The sequence below is a fragment of the Candidatus Krumholzibacteriia bacterium genome, from assembly GCA_035649275.1.
Lineage (GTDB): Bacteria > Krumholzibacteriota > Krumholzibacteriia.
On record DASRJW010000049.1, the window covers coordinates 36,723 to 54,857 of the forward strand.

At 68.7% G+C, this 18,135-nt stretch carries 16 protein-coding genes, 2 tRNA genes and 1 other RNA gene; 18 read left to right on the plus strand and 1 reads right to left on the minus strand.

Going from position 1 to position 18,135, the window contains the following annotated elements; genetic code table 11:
- Positions 1-88: 88 nt before the first annotated feature.
- The 11 genes from dnaG (at position 89) to VFE28_05045 (ending at position 10,992) form a co-directional block, all read left to right on the plus strand.
- Entirely contained in the window at positions 89-1,876 is a 1,788-nt protein-coding gene (dnaG, locus tag VFE28_04995) for a DNA primase (GenBank protein HZM15339.1), read from the plus strand.
- A 16-nt stretch (positions 1,877-1,892) separates the two neighbouring features.
- A complete protein-coding gene (rpoD, locus tag VFE28_05000) occupies positions 1,893-3,734 on the plus strand; it encodes an RNA polymerase sigma factor RpoD (GenBank protein ID HZM15340.1) in 1,842 nt (613 codons plus the stop codon).
- A gap of 56 nt (positions 3,735-3,790) precedes the next feature.
- A tRNA-Ile gene (locus VFE28_05005) sits at positions 3,791-3,866 on the plus strand.
- A 24-nt stretch (positions 3,867-3,890) separates the two neighbouring features.
- Positions 3,891-3,967: transfer RNA gene (locus VFE28_05010), tRNA-Val, on the plus strand.
- A gap of 57 nt (positions 3,968-4,024) precedes the next feature.
- A complete protein-coding gene (locus VFE28_05015) occupies positions 4,025-4,750 on the plus strand; it encodes a hypothetical protein (GenBank protein ID HZM15341.1) in 726 nt (241 codons plus the stop codon).
- Complete coding sequence (locus tag VFE28_05020; protein ID HZM15342.1) at positions 4,747-5,220, plus strand: ribonuclease HI family protein; 474 nt, start codon at positions 4,747-4,749, stop codon at positions 5,218-5,220. The genes VFE28_05015 and VFE28_05020 overlap by 4 nt, the downstream gene beginning before the upstream one ends.
- Positions 5,221-5,259: 39 nt before the next feature.
- An RNA gene (rnpB, locus tag VFE28_05025) (RNase P RNA component class A) lies at positions 5,260-5,631 on the plus strand.
- Between the two features lie 58 nt (positions 5,632-5,689).
- On the plus strand, positions 5,690-7,462 hold the full coding sequence (gene recJ / locus VFE28_05030) for a single-stranded-DNA-specific exonuclease RecJ (protein HZM15343.1): 1,773 nt from the start codon (positions 5,690-5,692) through the stop codon (positions 7,460-7,462).
- The gene (locus VFE28_05035) at positions 7,459-9,636 is read left to right on the plus strand and encodes a bifunctional (p)ppGpp synthetase/guanosine-3',5'-bis(diphosphate) 3'-pyrophosphohydrolase (GenBank protein ID HZM15344.1); all 2,178 of its coding nucleotides are present in this window, start codon (positions 7,459-7,461) and stop codon (positions 9,634-9,636) included. Before recJ ends, VFE28_05035 begins: the two co-directional genes overlap by 4 nt.
- A 1-nt stretch (position 9,637) precedes the next feature.
- The gene (dtd, locus tag VFE28_05040; protein HZM15345.1) at positions 9,638-10,189 is read left to right on the plus strand and encodes a D-aminoacyl-tRNA deacylase; all 552 of its coding nucleotides are present in this window, start codon (positions 9,638-9,640) and stop codon (positions 10,187-10,189) included.
- Between the two features lie 5 nt (positions 10,190-10,194).
- Complete coding sequence (locus VFE28_05045) at positions 10,195-10,992, plus strand: hypothetical protein (GenBank protein ID HZM15346.1); 798 nt, start codon at positions 10,195-10,197, stop codon at positions 10,990-10,992.
- Positions 10,993-11,017: 25 nt separating this feature from the next.
- Here the strand turns inward: VFE28_05045 and VFE28_05050 are convergent, their stop codons facing one another.
- Positions 11,018-12,814: a hypothetical protein gene (locus VFE28_05050; GenBank protein HZM15347.1), complete on the minus strand. Its 1,797-nt coding sequence runs from the start codon at positions 12,812-12,814 to the stop codon at positions 11,018-11,020.
- A 275-nt stretch (positions 12,815-13,089) separates the two neighbouring features.
- Here VFE28_05050 and VFE28_05055 point away from each other — a divergent pair, with 275 nt between their 5' ends.
- The 7 genes from VFE28_05055 to tsf all read left to right on the plus strand — a co-directional run bounded on the left by VFE28_05055 (position 13,090) and on the right by tsf (position 18,114).
- Entirely contained in the window at positions 13,090-13,704 is a 615-nt protein-coding gene (locus VFE28_05055; GenBank protein HZM15348.1) for a Maf family protein, read from the plus strand.
- Positions 13,694-14,770 carry an S-methyl-5-thioribose-1-phosphate isomerase gene (gene mtnA, locus VFE28_05060; GenBank protein ID HZM15349.1) on the plus strand — a complete coding sequence of 359 codons (1,077 nt, stop codon included), beginning with the start codon at positions 13,694-13,696 and terminating at the stop codon, positions 14,768-14,770. The genes VFE28_05055 and mtnA overlap by 11 nt, the downstream gene beginning before the upstream one ends.
- A gap of 11 nt (positions 14,771-14,781) precedes the next feature.
- On the plus strand, positions 14,782-15,510 hold the full coding sequence (locus VFE28_05065) for a methyltransferase domain-containing protein (GenBank protein HZM15350.1): 729 nt from the start codon (positions 14,782-14,784) through the stop codon (positions 15,508-15,510).
- 195 nt (positions 15,511-15,705) lie between these two features.
- Positions 15,706-16,137 (plus strand): 50S ribosomal protein L13, encoded by a 432-nt coding sequence (gene rplM, locus VFE28_05070; GenBank protein HZM15351.1) that lies wholly within the window; start codon positions 15,706-15,708, stop codon positions 16,135-16,137.
- A 4-nt stretch (positions 16,138-16,141) separates the two neighbouring features.
- Positions 16,142-16,531, plus strand: coding sequence for a 30S ribosomal protein S9 (rpsI, locus tag VFE28_05075; protein HZM15352.1), 390 nt, complete (start codon positions 16,142-16,144; stop codon positions 16,529-16,531).
- 140 nt (positions 16,532-16,671) lie between these two features.
- Positions 16,672-17,490: a 30S ribosomal protein S2 gene (rpsB, locus tag VFE28_05080; GenBank protein ID HZM15353.1), complete on the plus strand. Its 819-nt coding sequence runs from the start codon at positions 16,672-16,674 to the stop codon at positions 17,488-17,490.
- A gap of 21 nt (positions 17,491-17,511) precedes the next feature.
- Entirely contained in the window at positions 17,512-18,114 is a 603-nt protein-coding gene (tsf, locus tag VFE28_05085) for a translation elongation factor Ts (protein HZM15354.1), read from the plus strand.
- Positions 18,115-18,135 lie beyond the last annotated feature (21 nt).

Here is an 18,135-nt window from a genome sequence, read left to right on the forward strand (position 1 = left end):
ATTCGGAACGATGGCAGCGCCGCGGACTTAGGAGGCGCTCGTCACGCCGTGCCGAGGGCCTGAGCGGCACCTCGAGACGAGAGGTTGCATGCAATCGCAGCGAGGACGGCTGGCCGCCGAGGTCATCGAGAATGTCCGCGCCGCCACGGACATCGTCGAGCTCATCGGACAGTTCGTGAACCTGAAGCGAGCGGGCAGCAGCTTCAAAGGTCTCTGCCCCTTCCACGGCGAGAAGACGCCGAGCTTCTTCGTCCGCCCGGACAAGCAGATGTACTACTGCTTCGGCTGCCAGCGCGGCGGCGACCCCTTCCGCTTCGTCATGGAGCACGACGGGGTGAGCTTCACGGAAGCGGTGCGTCTCTTGGGCCAGCGGGCTGGCATCACCGTCGAGGTGGGGGGCGAGAGCGAGGGGCAGGACGCCCTGTACGCCGTGGCGGAAGCGGCAGCGGGCTTCTTCGCCGCCACCCTGCGGGGCCCGCAAGGTGAACGGGCCCGGACCTACCTGCAGCAGCGCGGCCTCAGCCGCCAGAGCGCCGACCGTTTTCGCCTGGGGGCGGCGCCCGCCGCCTGGGACGGCCTGGGGCAGGCGCTACGGGCCGAGGGCTTCGGCGAGGACAAGCTCCTGCAACTCGGCCTGGTGACCCGCCGCCGCCAGGGGGACGGCGTCTTCGACACCCTCCGCGACCGGCTCGTCTTCCCGATCCACTCGCTCTCCGGCCGGGTGGTGGGCTTCGGGGGCAGGCTCCTGCCCGGGCCCGAAGCCGGGGACGCCCCCAAGTACCTGAACTCGCCGGACTCGCCCATCTACCACAAGGGCAAGGTCCTCTACGGCCTGGCGGAGGCCCGGGCCGCCATTCGGCGGGCCGATTCGGCAATCATCACCGAGGGTTACATGGATTTCCTGAGCCTCTTCCAGGCCGGGATCGAACACGTGGTGGCCGCCTGCGGCACCGCCTTCGGCGCCGCCCAGGCGGCTCTCTTGCATCGCTATACCCATCGGGCTTATATACTTGGAGACAGCGACCCAGCGGGTCGTCGGGCAGCGGTGCGCGCAGCGGGCCTCCTCCTCGAGCACGGGTTCTTGGTGCATATCGTCGAGCTCCCTTCGGGGTACGACCCCGACTCGTTCGTGCGCGAGCACGGCGCGGCGGCGATGGCCACGCGCGTGCGCGAGGCCCCCGGCTACGTCACCTACATGAAGCTGCTCGTCGATCGTCGGGCCGGCGAGCTGGCAGTGAAAGAGCGGGTGGCGCGGCATCTCCTCGCCGATTTGGGCCGGGTGAGTGATCCGCTCTTGCAGGAGCTGTATTCGAAAGAGCTGTCCCGCACCTTCGGTCTCTCCGAGTCGACGGTGTCGGCGGCTCTGGAGAAGGGGAAGAAGAGAGCCGGTGGGGCGCTGATCGCGACGCCGGAGCCGCCGGAAGCGCCGGCAGACGCGACGACGGCCGCAGTCCAGGAAGCGCGGCAAGGGTCGCTGCGCCTGGCGCTGTCGAGCCGGGAATGGGCGGCGCGGTTGCTCGCGGCTCTCGAGCCGGCGGATTTCGGCGCCGGGCCGGAAGGCCGGCTGTGCGCGGCGCTGCAAGCCGCCGGCGCCGACGGAGTGTGGCGCGAGCAACTGACCTCGAGCACCGACGAGGCGCTCGGCACCCGGCTGGAGTTCGAGGGCGCGCCGCGGGGCGAGCCCGAGCAGTTGTTCCGAGATTATCGGGCCACGTTGCTCGAGGCCCGTCTCGAAAAGACCGGACTGGAGTTGCGCCGCCGCCTGGTCGAGGCGGAGAAGAGCGGCGATCACGAGACCACGGCGCGCCTGCTGGCAGAGCAGCAGGCGCTGGCCCGCGACCGCAGGGAGCTGCGTCGCCCTCCTTCCGTTTCCTGATTCCAGGGAGAGTGCATTGACCACGCGCAGAGCAAGCGAACCGAAGACGGAACGCGAGGCGAAGCCCGAGCGGGCCGCGAAGGGCGGGAAGAAGTCGGAGCGCAAGGTCGAGACCATCCTCGATCCGAAGCTCTCGAAGATCGTCGGTGAGCTGCGGCGGCGACACAACGACCGCGGCTACGTCCTCCACGACGACATCAACGAGTTGCTGGAAGACGACTTCGACCTGGAGAACCTCGATTCCATCTACACCGAGCTGACGCGGCTTTCGATCAACTTCTACGATACCGAAGAAGTCGCGCGCGAGAAGATGAAGCTCCAGGACCGGCGCAAGGAGCGCCAGAAGAAGGAACAGCAGGTCCGGGCGACGATCCGCTACGACGACCCCATCCGCATGTACCTGCGCGAGATGGGCCGCGTCCCCCTCCTCGACCGGCAGGGGGAAATCGACATCGCCAAGCGCATCGAGAGCGGCCAGCACCAGGTGCTGGAAACGGTGTTCTCCACCGCGGCGTCGCTCCGCAAGCTGCGGGAGCTGGTGAAGTCCCTGGAGAACCAGGAGCTGCGCCTCGACGAGTTCTTGCAGCTGGAGATCCGCAACGCCACCACGCCCGGCTCCATCCGCAAGGAGGTCACGCGCCTCAACCGCCAGGCCAAGAGCATCGAGACGCTGCGCGGCGAGATCGGCGAGCTCCGCGCCAAAGTGGGAACGCGGGAGTACGAGGAAAAGAAGAAGCTGGTGGACAAGCAGGTCGTGCTCCGCGTCGACAAGTTGAAGAAGGAGATCCACGGCCTCAAGCTGCACCCCAACCAGGTGGATGCGCTGGTGCAGAACCTGCGGGACATCCAGCGGACCTACGAGGCGGTGGAGCGCGACGTCCGCCTCCTGGAGGGCGAATACGGTCTCGGGGTGGAGCAGATGCAGGAAGCCCTGAACGAGATGCGCCGGCGCAACACCCGCTCCTACAAGTTCCAGAACCGCATGTACGGCAAGGAAGTGTTGCAAGGCTACCGCAAGCGGGTGCTCGAGTGCCGCAAGGGCCTGGAGGTCCTGGAGGCGGCGCAGGAAGTCACGGCGCCGCGCCTGCGCGAGCTGCTCCGGGACATCGAGATCGGCACGGCGCGGGTGCAGCAGGCCAAGAAGGAGATGATCGAGGCCAACGTACGTCTGGTCATCTCCATCGCCAAGCGCTACACCAACCGCGGTCTCGAATTCCTGGACCTGATCCAGGAAGGCAACTCCGGCCTCATGCGGGCGGTGGACAAGTTCGACTACCGCAAGGGCTACAAGTTCTCCACCTACGCCACCTGGTGGATCCGCCAGGCCATCACCCGTGCCATCGCCGATCAGGCGCGCACCATCCGCGTCCCGGTGCACATGATCGAGGCGATCAACAAGGTGTCCCGGGCCTCGCGGGCGCTGGTGCAGGAGTACGGCAGAGAACCTACCGCCGAAGAGGTGGCGCGCAAGCTGCAAATGCCCGTGGACAAAGTGAAGGCAGTGATGAAGGCGAGCCTGGAGCCCATCTCCCTCGACCGTCCCATCGGCGAGGACGAGGACTCCAACCTGGGCGACTTCATCGAGGACACCTCGGCGGATTCACCGGCCCAATCGGCGGCGCACGCCATGCTCTCCGACCAGATGTCGAAGGTGCTGTCGACGCTGACCCGGCGCGAGGAGAAAGTGATCCGCCTGCGCTTCGGTCTCGGGGACGGCACGCCGCGCACTCTGGAAGAGGTGGGTTCGATCTTCCAGGTCACCCGCGAGCGCGTGCGGCAGATCGAAGCGAAGGCGCTGCGCAAGCTCATGCACCCGAGCCGGGCCCGCAAGCTCAAGGGCTACACCGACGTGGTGTGATGGGCTGGCCCCTCGCGCGCGGCCTGTGCTAGGCTGCGGCGGCGCCTGACGGTGGCGGGCCCATAGCACAACGGGTAGTGCAACCCGCTCATAACGGGCAGGTTCCAGGTTCGAGTCCTGGTGGGCCCACCAGGACGACTGGGGCGCGGATTCCGCGGGCGAATAGCTCAGCTGGACAGAGCGCTCGCCTCACACGCGAGAGGTCACAGGTTCAAATCCTGTTTCGCCCACCAGCTCAGGGCCCGATTCTCCGGATCGGGCCTTTCCTCTGACGGTCTTGAGGAGGGGCAGTGAGCGCGCCGAACGTGCTCGTCGAGCTGGCCCGCGAGGACGCCAAGCTGTACCAGCTGCGGCAGCAGATCGCTTCCTTGCCGCGGCGCCTGCAAGAACTGGAAGAGAAGCGCACCGGCCTGGAGCGGCAGCTGCAGGAGACCGAGGCCGTCTTCCGGCGCACGGAAGGCGAGCGGCGCAAGCTGGAGATGGAGCTGCAGGAGCTGCGGCAGAAGCGGGCCCGCAGCGAATCCCGCCAATCCGCGCTCACCAGCACCGAAGCGTACCAGGCCTTGGTGCGGGAGATGCAGCAGCAGGACAGCCGCATCGACGCCCTCGAATCCTCCTTGCTCGAAGCCATGGACCGGAGCACCCAGGCAGCGGCGCGGCGGGAGGCGGAGAAAGCGCGACTGGAAGCGGAGACGCTGCGGCTGGACGGCGTGCGGCGGCAGCTCGAGAGCGACTTGGCTTCGGCGCAGGCGGGGGTCGCAGCGCAGCAGCGTTTGCGTGACGGTTTGATCGGCGCTTTGGAGCCGAAGACACGCGCTCTCTACGAGCGCGTTCTGCGCGCCAAGGGGGACGCGGCCATCGCTCTGGTCGGCGAGCGCAAGTGCGGCATCTGCGCCGCCTTGCAACCGCCGCAGCTGTTGCAGGAGCTGCGCGGCGGTAGCGCCGCGAATCTCCGCACCTGCCAGAGCTGCGGGCGCATCCTCGTCTGGGATCCCGGCGTGCAGTCGCCCTCATGAGGCCCGCGGACAGCCAGCCCTCCCACCTCGGGCTCGACGAGTTCGTCCTCCAGTGCGACGGCGCTTCCCGCGGCAACCCCGGCCGCGCCGCCATCGGTTTCGTCCTCCTCGATGCGCAGGGCGAGGAGATCCTGGCGCATGGCGAGGTTCTGGGCGAAGGCATCACCAACAATGTGGCGGAGTACACCGCGCTGCTGCGCGGCCTCGAGGCCGCGGCGGCCCGCGGCGTGCGGCGCTTGCGCGCGCGACTGGACAGCGAGCTCGTGGTGCGTCAGGTGCGCGGCGAGTATCGTGTCCGCCATGCGGGACTGCAGGCGTTGCACCTCCTGGTGCGCGCGCGGCTTTCCGACTTCGCCAGCTTCCACATCGAGCACGTCCCGCGCGCGGCGAACCGCCGGGCCGACGCCCTTGCCAATGCAGCGCTGGACGCCCTAGACTCGCCCCGCAGACAGGAGAAACCGGCGACGTAGGAGAAGCGGCTCCGGTCGCAGCAGGTGTCTCCGGGAAACGAAGTCGCTCAGGTGGCCGCGGGCCCAGAGGGGTCCGAGGAAAGTCCGAGCTCCGCAGGGCAGGGTGCTGGGTAACGCCCAGGGGAAGCGATTCCACGGCAAGTGCCACAGAAAACAAACCGCCTCGGTGCCCGCAAGGGCGCTGCGGTAAGGGTGAAACGGTGAGGTAAGAGCTCACCAGCATCTCCGGTGACGGAGATGGCTCGGTAAACCCCACCCGGAGCAAGACCAAATAGGAGGGGACGAGGTGGCCCGCCTCGCTCGACCCTCGGGTCGGTCGCTCGAGGGCCGCGGTAACGCGGCTCCCAGATAAATGGTCACCACCCGCGCTCACGCGCGGGAACAGAACTCGGCTTACGAGCGACTTCGTTCCCGGAGCTCCCGCCCCGACCGCGGTGCTTTCGAGCTCCCGTCCAGGAGGTGGGGGTTGGTGCAACCACGCAGCCGGTGGATCCTGCCGCCCGCCGACGCCGCCCTCGACGCGGACGCTGCGCTTCTCGCCCGCGACTTGCAGCTGCACCCGGTGCTCGCCCGCGTGCTCTGCCGCCGCGGCCATCGTGATCGCGCCGCTGCCACGCGCCTGCTGCAGCCGCACCTCGACGATCTCCTCGATCCGCTGCTCATGACCGACATGGACCGGGCGAGCGAGCGCTTGGCCCGGGCGCTGCAAGCGGGCGAGCACATCGTCATCAGCGGCGATTACGACACCGATGGCATCACCGGCACGGCGCTCCTCGTCTCGGAGTTGCGCCGCCTGCAAGGACGCGTGGATTTCTTCATTCCCGATCGCGAGCGCGACGGCTACGGCATGACGCCGCGGCTGGTGCAGCGTGCCGGCGAAGTCGGCGTGCGGGTGCTGATCTCGGTGGACTGCGGCTCCTCCGAGCACGAGACCATCGCTCTCGCCCAGAGCCTGGGCATCGACGTGATCGTGGTGGACCACCACGAGATCCCACGCCGGCCCGCCGCGGCGCTCGCGGTGCTCAATCCGAAGCGCGCCGACTGCGCCTATCCTTTCAAGGGACTCTCCGCCGTGGGCGTGGCTTACAAACTCCTGCAGGCGGTGTGCATGCGTTTGTTGGCGCAGCGAACCCCCGAGGATGGCCTCGATCTCGTGGCGCTCGGCACCATGGGCGATGTGCAACCGCTGCTGCAGGAGAATCGCGTCCTCACCAAGCTCGGACTCGATCGCCTGCGCAGCGGCCAGGTGCGCCTCGGCATGCGCGCTCTCTTCGGCACCGCCGGGGTGCGCGAGGTGGAGGTGAAGAGCCGCCCGGTGGGTTTCCGCCTGGTGCCGCGGCTCAACGCCGCCGGCCGCGTGGCGCGGGGCAAGCTGGCGGTGGACCTTCTGCTCGCCACCGAGGAGGAGACGGCGCGCCGGCTGGCGCTGGAGCTCGAGACACAGAACGAGCGGCGGCGGCGGCTCACCGAGCAGGTGGAGGCGGAAGCGCGCGAGCAGGCGGCGGCGCTGTGGCAGCGCGCGCCTCGCCCGGCCCTAGTGCTCCTCTCGCAGACCTGGCACCCTGGTGTGGTGGGCATCGCTGCGGCGCGGCTCGCCGAGGAGTACGGCGTCCCGGCGGTGCTGATCGGCGTGCAGAATGGGGTGGGAAAGGGCTCCATCCGCACCAGCGGCGGGGTCAACGTCCGTGCCGCCCTGGACGCGGCGGCCGCCGAGCTCGTCCGTTTCGGGGGCCACAAGGAGGCCTGCGGCCTCACCCTGGAGCCAGGGCGCTTCGAGGCCTTCCGCGGCCTCTTCGAGGACGCCGTGGCCCAGCAGCAGGGAGAGGCCCAGGGCCGGGTCTTGGCCGTGGACGCGGAAATTGCCCCGGCCGACGTGGCGGTGGAGCTCGCCGACGCGCTCGAGCTCCTGGAGCCTTTCGGTCCGGGCAATCCTGAGCCATTCTTGCTGGTACGGGATGTGCGCGTCCGCGAGCGCACTCGGCTCGTGGGAGGCAGCCACCTGAAGCTCGACCTGGAGCTGGCGGACGGCAGCCCCCTGGACGGCATCGCCTTCCGCTGGGGCCGGGAGATCAGCCCGGCGGAGGTGGTGGGCCGCCACCTGGACGTGGTCGGGCAGCTGCGGCGCCAGGATCCCCGCTGGGGGCAGGCCTGCCAGCTGGTGGTGGCGGACCTGCGGGAAGCGGAAGCGAGCAATATCGCGGTAGCAGGCGCCGGGGAACCGGCGCGGAACGAGTCGTCATGAGTACCGATGGGGCGCAAGAGCTCAACACACTGACGCAGGCGCAGGCCGATCTCGAAGCCCTCCGCGCCCTGCTCGCGCCCTACATGCCCGAGACCGACCGGGCCTTCGTGGACAAGGCCTACGACTTCGCCCGCCGCGCCCACGAAGGGCAGCGGCGGCATTCGGGCCAACCTTATTTCTCCCATGTCGTCGAGGTGGCGAAGACGCTGGCGAAGATGCGCCTCGATCGCGAGGCGGTCGCCGCCGGGCTGCTGCACGACGTCGTCGAAGACACCAAGATCACCCCGGCGCAGCTCGAGGAAACCTTCGGCGCCGGCGTGGCCCGCCTGGTGGAAGGGGTCACCAAGATCGGCCGCGTCCACTTCGAGAGCGCCGAGCAGGCGCAGGCCGAAAACTTCCGCAAGATGCTCCTCTCCATGATCCAGGACGTCCGCATCATGTTGGTGAAGCTCGCGGACCGGCTGCACAACATGCGGACCCTCGAATTCCTCCCCGAGCCCAAGCGCAAGAGCATCGCCCAGGAAACGCTGGACATCTATGCACCCCTCGCCCACCGCATGGGCATCGGCTTCCTCAAGTGGCAGCTCGAGGATCTCGCCTTCAAGCACCTGGAGCCGGAGGCCTATCGGGACATCGAGCGCGAGATCGGCTTGAAGCGCCAGGAGCGCGAGGGCTACCTGGAGCACATGAGCCGGCCGATCCGGGAGAAGCTGGCGGAGGCGGGGATCCAGGCGGACGTGAGCGGGCGGGCCAAGCACTTCTACTCGATCCACAAGAAGATGCGCGGGCGCCACAAGGCCATGGACGAGCTCTACGACCTGCTGGCACTCCGGATCGTCGTCCCCAGCCTGCGCGACTGCTACAGCACCCTCGGCATCCTGCACACGCTGTACACGCCCATCCACGACCGCTTCAAGGACTACATCGCCACCCCGAAGAGCAACATGTACCGCTCGCTGCATACCACGGTGATGGGGCACGGAGGCCACTACATCGAGATCCAGGTACGCACCGGGGAGATGCACCGCACCAACGAGTACGGCATCGCGGCGCACTGGAAGTACAAAGAGGAAGGCAAGACCGACGACGAGCTCGACGCGCACCTGCAGTGGCTGCGGCAGATGCTGGAGGAGAAGCAGGAGCTGCGCGACCCGCGGGAGTTCCTCGAGGCCTTGAAGATCGATCTCTTCCAGCACGAGGTCTTCGTCTTCACCCCGCGGGGGGATCTGAAGCAGCTGCCGAGCGGCTCCACCCCCATCGACTTCGCCTTCGCCGTCCACACCCAGGTGGGCACGCACGCCGTCGGCGCCCGGGTCAACGGGCGCATGGTGCCGCTGCACACCGAGCTGCACAGCGGCGACACGGTGGACATCCAGACCGCACCCACCGGGCACCCGAGCCTGAACTGGCTGCAGATCGCCCGCACGCCGCGGGCACGCTCCAAGATCCGCCACTGGCTGAACGTGCAGCGTTACGCCGAGAGTGTCGCTCTCGGCCGGGAGATGCTGGAGCGCGAGGTCAAGAGCGGGAAGATCAAGGTCGACCTCGAAGGGGGTCTCACCGACCTGGCCCAGGCAATGGGCTTCGAGGACTCCGAGAAGCTGCTCGCCGCCATCGGGCAGGGGACCCAGTCGCTCAAAGCGGTGCTCAACCGCATGGCGCCGCCGGAGAACAAGCGGCGGCTGTCACGGCTCCTGCCCACCGAGCGGGTGCAGCGCCTGGTGCGCGGTTCCACCGAGGGCATCAAGGTGCAGGGGGTCGGCAACCTCATGGTGCGCTTCGCCCACTGCTGCGGCCCGGTGCCCGGCGACCGCATCCGCGGCGTCGTCACCCGTGGGCGCGGCATCTCGGTGCACCGCGACGATTGCGTCAACCTGGACAGCGTGGAAGCCGACCGCCGCATCGACGTCTCCTGGGACGTGGGGGAAAAGCAGTCCTTCCTGGCCCGCGTCTTTGTCACCGGCGACGACCGCAAGAACCTGCTGGCCGACATCAGCAAGAAGATCTCCGCCACGGGCACCAACATCCAGAGCGGCGACTTCGCCTCCGTCGATGGGCTGGTGCGGGTCTCCTTCATCATCGAAGTGCACAATCTGCGGCAGCTGAACGAGGTCTTGCACACCGTGCGCACGGTGCAGAACGTGCGGCGCGTCACCCGCGGCGAGGACCTCTGAGGTGCGCGTCGTCGTCCAGCGCGTGGCGCGGGCGGCGGTGCGCCGCTTGGCGCCGGAGCCCGCACCCCGGCAAGGCGAGGCCGCGTCGCCTCTCCCGCTTGCAGCAGCGCTCCCCGATCCTGCCGCGACCGTGCCCGCGGCAGAGGAACGGCGCATCGGTCCGGGTCTCGTGCTGCTTGCCGGTTTTCGCGCCGAGGACGACGAGGCGACGCTGCGCTGGATGGCGGAGAAGTGCCTCACGCTCCGCGTCTTCCCCGATGCGCAAGGCGCTCTCAACAAGAGCGTGAGCGATTGCGATGGCGCGCTGCTCGTGGTACCCAACTTCACCCTCTACGGCGACGCCCGCAAGGGCCGCCGCCCGAGCTTCACCCAGGCGGCGCCACCGGAAGTGGCGTCGCGTCTCTTCGACACTTTCGTCCACTTGTTGCGCGCCGGCCCCGTTCCTGTCGAAGCCGGCTGGTTCCAGGAACACATGCACGTGGAGCTGGTGAACGACGGCCCGGTGACCTTGCTCCTCGAGCGCGAGACCGGAGCCCCTCTCCCGCACGCTTGACGGCGATGTTCGACACGGTGAACTGCTCTCGTCATGTTGCGCGTCGCGTGCAGCCACGTATATTGGTAGTACCCACCCTTGAATTCGCTCGCCACGTCACCGTGCCGGTGTTGGGTATCCAAGGAGGTTCCGCCATGGAACCGAGGAAGTCATTTCTTGTCGCTCTCGCCATCACAGGGTTGCTCGCGACGGGGCCGCGAGCGGAATCGCAGGCAGTGGGCGAGCAAGCGACGCAGGCGGCCGCGACGGTGGCGATCACCACGCCTACCGAGCTGATCGACACCTGCGCCCAGGCCTATCGCACGATGGATCTCGAGCTCTACGCCCAGCTCTTCGCCAACGTGCCGGAGCACGGCGTGGGCTTTCGCTTTGTTCTGTATGAGCCGGACGCTGGCGAGACGGAATGGGGCTACGACGAAGAGATGCGCATCCATCGCCGCATGTTCCATCCCGAGACCCTGGGCTGCGACGCAGAGCCGGTGGCTGCAGAGCTTTGGCTTCGAGCGATCGACATCGAGCTCACACCGCTCGCAGCTTTCACCGAGCGTTTCGACCTGTACCGATCCGAGCAGAATCCGCTGCGGCCCCTCGATCGCAAGCAGTGGCGCGCGTCGGAGGCCGTTTATGCCACCGACGTCACCTGGCACACGCAGGTGGGGACGACGATGCGCATCGTCGGTCAGGCGCGCTTCACCGTGATCGAAGATCTACAGAAGGGAAGCGGTGACGGAGACCGGTTCCTGATCTACATCTGGGAGGACCTCGGTCCTGGCGGAACCAGCGTTGCCCGGGCCAAGTCGTGAGCAGGCCGTGTCTCGCATCGCGCCGTCACAGGCCGCCGGGCATGGTGGTGCGGCCGGTGTCCTCGAAGTAGTCGGGGCGCAACGACTCGGGCGGGATCTTCTGGATGCCGTGCGCGGCCAGCGCTGCGTCGAGCTGGCCGCGCAGTCCCTCGGGATCCGGATTGTGGTCGAAATAGAAGCGCACGAAGTGGTTGTAGTCCTCGGCCACGCGCTTCGGCTGCAGGCTGCCGATGGCCGGCAGGTAGTCCTGCTGCAACCACAAGGGGAAATCGAGGAAGCGGATGCCGGGACAGCTCTTCAGGCGGTCCATGAGCTGCCGGTCGTAGAGAATGATCTCGCCGTAGGTCATCCCCTTGGACCAGGGAATGCCGATCTGGGTGAAGGCCTCGAGCGACAAGGGCCGGCGGGCGTGGATGCGGAAGTTGACCCGCCGGTCGAAAATGTACTGCGCATCGGCGAGCTTCTCGTGTCCTGGGCGGCCGCGGATCGGCGGCACCGGGCTGTGGGCGATGTGCGCATCCGTCAAGCCGTAGCGCTCGATGGCGACGGGGAAGTGGGCGTAATACGCCAGGCTCGCTTGACCCCCTTGCACCATGAGAACCGCTCCGGTGCCGGCGAGGCAGCGTTCCAGGGCGCGCGCCTGCGCTCGCAGGTCGTCGAGCCGGTAGTCCGGGTAGTACTGCGGTTCGTCCACGATGGACTTCACGTGCTGCCGGTGGGAGAAATGGACCTGCTTGCGCACGCCGGCGTAGAGCACCAGGCCCACCACGACCGCGGTGCCGGCGAGGCGCCAACTCCGGCGCGGCAGCTGGTGCACCAGAGCCTCGATGGCCAGGAGGAGGAAGGGCGTCGCCGGCAGATAGAAACGGGCGAACATGAAGTCGCCGCCCATGCGGGTCACGGTGTAAATGTTCGCGGCCGCGGCGGCGAGGCCGAGAGCGAGAGCGGGAGCGGCGCCGCCCGCCCGTGGCGCGCCGCCGCGCCGGTGGAGCAGGAGAGCGAGCGCGAGCGGTGCCAGGAGGAGGACGAAGTAGGCGTCGAAATACGTCCGCAGGTAGACCAGGCCCTGCGGCCAGTTGGCCAGGCTGGCGGACTTGGCGTAGTACGGGTTCGGGAGCGGGTAACCATAGTAGAGGAAGCGGAAAGCGAAGAGCGGCAGGGCCAGAGCCGCGAAGAGCAGGCCGAACTCGAGCCAGCCGCGCCCGTGTGCAGGCCGCTGCCAGAGCAAGTAGAGCCCGGCGAAGCCGGCATAGAGCAAGGCGTCGGGGCGCAGCAAGGTGCCGAGTGCCAGGGCCCAGGCGGCGAGGGCGACGCGCCGTGCATGGGTGGAGGCGCAGAGGAACCAGGTGGCGAGAAGCAGCGTGAAGATGTAGGCCGAGGTTTCGAGGCCGCTGCTGGCATAGATACGGGCATCCCCGTGCGCCGCCCAGGCGAGTGCCGCCACCGGCACACCGGCGAGCCCGCCCTTTCCCGGGAAGAGCCGTTGCGACAGCAGGACGAGGAGCGCGAGACAGCCGGCGTAGAAGGGCAGGGGCAGATATTTTCCCAGCAGGTCCGGCGGCAGGTGCAAGGCGCGCCCGAGGGTGAGGAGAATGAACCAGAGGAAGTGGGTGTAACCTTCGCTGCGTTCTCCCGGGTTGTACACCGGTCCGTAGCCGGCGAGGACGTTGTCGCAGTAGCGGAAGGTGATGTAGATGTCGTCGCCGATCCAGGAGCGGAGCGCAGCCCAGACCACGCCCGCCGCGAGCGCCAGGAGCCAGACGATGGCGAGGACACGCGTGGCGCCCCACCGCCCGCCGCGCCCATTCTCTGCTGGGTTCATCCCGTCTCTCACCCCGCTTCACGCCTGCAGTGCAACGTCGAGGTCGTGACTCCGGCCGCTCGCAGGCCTGGGACGCCCAAGATAGCCCAAGCACCGGCTGCCTCGCAGCGCCTCGCGGTCTTCAAGGGGAACGGCAGGGGAGTAGCGGCACGAGGTGGGCCTCTGCAGCGTTGTCGCCGGCCGCCTCGTTGCGCCTCCTGCGCCACAGTGTTAGCCTGAACTCTCTTCACGCCCACAGGGAAGCACCATCGAGGGCTGCGGAGGCAGACGCGAGCATGAATCCGCTGTTGCCGTGGACCTCGCAAAGGGATTGGATCCTGGCCTCGGCGAGCCCGCGGCGCGCCTCCATCCTGCGCATGCTCGGCTTCGAGTTCGAGGTGGAACCGACGAACGCCGAGACGGAGCCCTTGGACGAGCCCGAGCCTCTCGCCCATTCCCGGGCCCAGGCGCGCCGCAAGGCCGTGGCTGGGACACGGGGCCGGCAGCGCGGGACTTGCATCGGCGCCGACACCATCGTCGTCGTCGACGGTGACATCCTGGGTAAACCGGGATCTGCCGAGGAGGCGCTGGCCATGTTGCAGCGCCTGCGCGGGCGCTGGCACCTGGTGCACACGGGCCTGGCGCTGCAGGATGTGGAGAGCGGCCGCGGCGTCGACGGCGTCGAGTCGACGGAGGTGCGCTTCCGCCACTGGGACGACGCGACGCTGCAACGCTACGTGGCGACCGGGGAGTGCGCCGACAAGGCCGGGGCTTACGCCATCCAGGGGTTCGGCGCCATGCTCGTCCAGGAGATCCGCGGCTGCTTCTACAATGTGATGGGTTTCCCGGTGCAGCGCTTCCTCTCCTTGCTGGAGGAGCTGCACGACGTGGAGGTGCGCAGTGGTCGTTGACACCATCCTCTACCGCGACGGCGCCATCGAGATCATCGACCAGACTCGCCTCCCGAGCGAGCACGTGGTGCTGCAGCTGCGCAGCCTGGAGGCGCTCTGCGAGGCCATCCGCATGTTGCGCATCCGCGGCGCCCCGGCGCTCGGCGTCGCCGCGGCGTACGGCTTCCAGCTCGAAGCGGAGCTCTTCCTCGCGGCAGGCGGCAAGGAGGTCGAGGCCTTGCGGGCGCGGCTGCTGGAGGCAGGGGAGAGCCTGGCGCGCACCCGGCCTACGGCGCGCAACCTCTTCGGCGCGGTGGAGCGTCTCGGGCGCGTTGTCGCCGCGCCGGCGACCTCGGCAGCGGAGCTCGCGACTCGCGTCGCCCGCGAGGCCGCGGCGGTGCATGCGGAGGACCGGGCGCTCTGTGAAGCGATCGCCGCGCACGGGGCCGGATTGCTGCCGCAGCGCGCCCGGGTGCTGACGCATTGCAACGCCGGGGCGCTCGCCACCGGGGGCATCGGCACCGCGCTCGGCGTGGTCTACGCAGCGGTGCAGCAGGGGAAGAGCGTCGAGGTCTTCGCCGACGAAACGCGCCCGCTCTTGCAGGGAGCGCGTCTCACCGCCTGGGAGCTGCAGCGCGCCGGCATCCCGGTCACCGTTCTCTGCGACAACGCCGCGCCCTCGCTCCTGGCTTCGGGGCGCATCGACTGCGTCGTCGTCGGTGCCGACCGCATCGCTCGCAACGGCGACACGGCGAACAAGATCGGCACCTTCGGCGTGGCGCTGGCGGCGCGGCGCTGCGGCATACCGTTCTACGTCGCGGCGCCGTCGACCACCTTCGACCTGTCGCTCGCGAGCGGCCGGGACATCCCGATCGAGGAGAGGGCGGCGAGCGAGGTGACCACGGGTGCCGCAGGGCGGAGCACTCCGGCAGGCGTGGAGGCGTACAACCCTGCCTTCGACGTCACCCCGGCGGATCTGATCACCGCCATCGTGCACGAAGGCGGCGTCGTGCGCCCGCCCTACGAGGAGTCGCTGCCGGCGAGCCTGGCGGAGCTCGGCGCGGCCGCACCGCGGCGGCGAGGGTGAGGCAGGGCGCGGTGGACGCTCCAGCGCTCGGCCGCCCGGCTTCGTACGGCGACTTCGTGCTCGGACGCCGCGTCGCCCTCATCGATGCCATGTGCTCGCCCGCCTTCCGCGGCGCCAGGCTCCTCGATGTGGGCTGCGGCAACGGCGCGCAAACCGTCCGCTTCTTGGATCGCTTCCGGAGCATCGTCGGTCTCGACGTCGTTCCCGCGCACCTCGATGAGTTCCGCCGCGCCTTGCGCAGCTTCGCGGGCGCGCCTTGCCACCCAGTGCTCTACGACGGCGGCAGCATGCCTTTCCAAGACGCCGCGTTCGACACCGTGCTCTGCATCGAGACCCTCGAGCACGCCGCCGACGAGCACCGGCTCCTCGGCGAGATCCGTCGGGTGCTCCGCCCGGGCGGCAGGCTCGTGCTCTCGGTGCCGCACAAGTGGTGGATCTTCGAGACCCACGGCGCCAATCTGCCCCTCCTGCCTTGGAACCGGGTGCCCTTCTTTTCCTGGTTGCCACGGGATCTGCACCGGCGCTTCGCCCGAGCCCGCATCTATACCCGCGGCGACATCGTCGGTCTGCTGGGGCGCGCCGGCTTCGAGATCCGCACCTCGCGCTACCTCACGGCGCCGATGGACGTGATCCGCCACCGCGGCCTGGCCAGCCTGCTGCGCTCGACACTCTTCCGCGGGCCCGGGACGCGGGTGCCGGTGCTCTCCACCTCGGTGTTCGTCGTGGCCCAACGCCCCTAGGCCAGGGGAGCGACGGCAGGCCGGCGCCGGGGGCGGTCGGGAACGGCACCCGGGGCCAGACCGACGCCTCGGCGCGGCTCCTCGGACCCGCCGCGCCTCGCCCCTCTGCCCCTCTCCCCGGCCAGGTGCGCTTGACGGCCCCTGGAGCCCCTGCTAAGGTGGCGGGCTGCTGTTGTTCAGCATGGAGGAAGTGGCATGAAAACCCACGTGGTACGGGCGCGCGACATCGAGCACAAGTGGGTGCTCATCGACGCCGAGGGCCGAGTCCTCGGCCGAGTCGCCTCGCACGTGGCCAATCTGCTGCGCGGCAAGGGCAAGCCCCAGTACACGCCGCACCTGGATCAGGGCGACCACGTGGTCGTCACCAATGCGGCGAAGGTGCGCATCACCGGGGACAAGCTGCAGCAGAAGAAGTACTACAAGCATTCGGGTTATCCCGGCGGCTTGCGCGTGCGCAGCATGCGCGAGCTCATGGAGAGCCGACCCGAGGAAGTCATCATGCGGGCTGTGCGCGGCATGCTGCCGGCGACGAAGCTCGGGCGTGCCCAATTGACACGCCTGCGCGTCTACGCCGGACCCGAGCATCGCCAGCAAGCCCAGTCGCCGGCACCTTTCGAGCTGGAGTGAATGAATGGCGAAGCCACTGTATGCCACCGGACGCCGCAAGGAGGCCATCGCGCGCGTACGCCTGACTCCCGGCAGCGGCAACCTGTTGGTGAACGGCCGCGCCTTGCGCGACTACCTGCACCGCGACTCGCTGGTGCGCCAGGTGATGCAGCCGTTCGAGGTGGCCCAGGCCGCGACGAGCTTCGATCTGGTGGCGCGGGTGCGCGGCGGCGGCAGCACCGGACAAGCCGGGGCGCTCCGCCTCGGTGTCGCCCGGGCGTTGTTGAAGCACGATCCGGAGCTCCGCAAGCCGCTGCGCAAGATCGGCCTGCTGACCCGTGATCCGCGGATGAAGGAGCGCAAGAAGTACGGGCTCCGCGGCGCCCGGCGCGCCTTCCAGTTCTCCAAGCGCTGATCGACACCGCTCGACCGCACGGCGGAGCAGCCGCCGTGAGGGAGCGGAATTCACACGGCGAGCCGCCCCTGTCTCCCCTACGGTGCCGCTTCGTGCGGTCGGGGAGCAGGTCGCCGGAGGATCAACCGAAAGGAGCAGGCATGCCTGCCGCCGCCCCTGCCATCAAGGATCTCCTGGAAGCCGGCGCGCACTTCGGGCACCAGACCCGGCGCTGGAACCCCAAGATGAAGCCGTTCATCTTCATCGAGCGGAACGGCATCCACATCATCGATCTGCAGAAAACCGTGGCCTGTGCCGAGCGCGCCTACACGGCAGTGAAGGCCGCCTCGGAGCGCAGCGAGCCGGTGCTCTTCGTGGGCACGAAGAAGCAAGCGCGCAGCGTCGTCGAGGAAGCCGCCGCCCGCTGCGGCCAGCACTTCATCAGCGAGCGCTGGCTCGGCGGCATGCTCACCAACTTCCAAACCGTGCGCAAGGGCATTGCCCGCTACCTGGAGCTGCAGAAGTTGGCCACCGAAGGCGGCATGGAGCAGCTGAGCAAGAAGGAGCGCAGCCGGATGCAGAAGGAGCGGGCGCGGCTGGAGAAGGTGCTGCGTGGCATCTCCCGCCTGGATCGCTTGCCCGGGATGCTCTTCGTCGTCGACACCACGAAGGAAGAGATCGCGGTCAAGGAGGCCAACCGCCTCGGCATCCCCATCGTCGGCATCGTGGACACGAACGCCGATCCGGACCGCATCGACTACCCCATCCCGGGGAACGACGACGCCATCCGTGCCATCGCGCTGTTCGCCGACTACATCGCCGCCGCGGTCCTGGAAGGGCGCGAGCGCTCCCTCGAGGGCCGCGAGGCCGGCCGCCTCGAGCCCGAAGCCGGCGATGGCAAGGTGCACGCAGCGGTCGGGGCGGACGAGGAAACCACCGCCGCCCGGTCGCGTTCTCCGCGCCTGGCCGAACGTTCCTGAATCACGGCACGGGAGGAGACCATGGCCGACATCTCTGCAGGCGTCGTGCGCGAGCTCCGCGACAAGACCGGCGCCGGCATGATGGATTGCAAGAAAGCACTGGCCGAGAGCGACGGCGACCTGGAGAAGGCCGTGGACTATCTGCGGACCAAGGGCCTGGCCGGGGCGGCCAAGAAGGCCGGCCGAGCGACGCAGGAAGGGCTCATCTTCGCCTACATCCACTCGGGCAGCAGGGTGGGCGTGATGGTGGAAGTGAATTGCGAATCCGATTTCGTCGCCCGCACCCCGGATTTCGTCGAGCTGTGCAAGGACCTGGCGATGCAGGTCGCCGCGACGAACCCGGTGTCGGTGCGCCGCGAGGAATTCGACCCGGAGCTCCTGGAGCGCGAGCTCGGCATCTTCCGCGGCCAAGCGGCGGAAAGCGGCAAGCCGGCGCCGATCGTGGAGAAGATGGTGCAGGGCCGGGTGGAGAAGCTCTACAAGGAGCGCGTGCTCCTCGAGCAGCCCTTCGTCAAGGACCCGGACCGCAGCGTCGAGGAGCGCGTCAAGGCAGCCATCGCCAAGCTGGGCGAGAACATCGTCGTGCGCCGATTCGTGCGTTACCAGCTCGGCGAAGAAGCGTGACCCCCGACCCGGCGGCGCCCG